The 461-nt window shown below is 55.1% G+C and carries 1 protein-coding gene; it reads left to right on the plus strand.

What is annotated here, in order from left to right:
• Positions 1 to 48: 48 nt before the first annotated feature.
• Positions 49 to 461: DUF2931 family protein (locus QN378_RS23335; RefSeq protein WP_323551186.1), on the plus strand; the 413-nt coding region annotated here is incomplete at its 3' end.

Raw genomic sequence — 461 nt, forward strand, 5'->3', positions numbered from 1 at the left:
CAATACATCGAACGCTTCGGTATTCCGTATGGCAGTTGGTGATCCCGGATGATTATCAGAAAACTCGCCGCATTACTGGGTCTAGCTCTGATCGCAGGATGCCAGGCCGCCGACCCATTGTCCGGCGTTAATGACCCCCATCACCCTTGGTGGGATTTACGGTTTTCTGCACCAAGGTATATGACGGGTTGGGTCGAGATGAGCGCGGTAGTGGATATCAATAACCGATTCTTTCCACGCAGAGGCGGCGGGGCTATCGGCATCGGAGCTTTTCGGAACGACGGCATCGAATATGCCCACGGATGGGCGGATACCGGTGGAAACGGGAGTTTTGTCACCGGTGCCGATCTCCCGAAACGGGTCTTCGTGCGTTGGCAATCCTCAGTCGAGCCTCAAACCTATCAAGGCTGGATAGAAATACCGGAAGAAGCCCGTCAACTGATGCGCTACTCCATCGCTCG

It is taken from the genome of Pseudomonas sp. 10S5 (genome assembly GCF_035019745.1).
In the GTDB taxonomy this organism is placed as follows: Bacteria; Pseudomonadota; Gammaproteobacteria; order Pseudomonadales; family Pseudomonadaceae; genus Aquipseudomonas.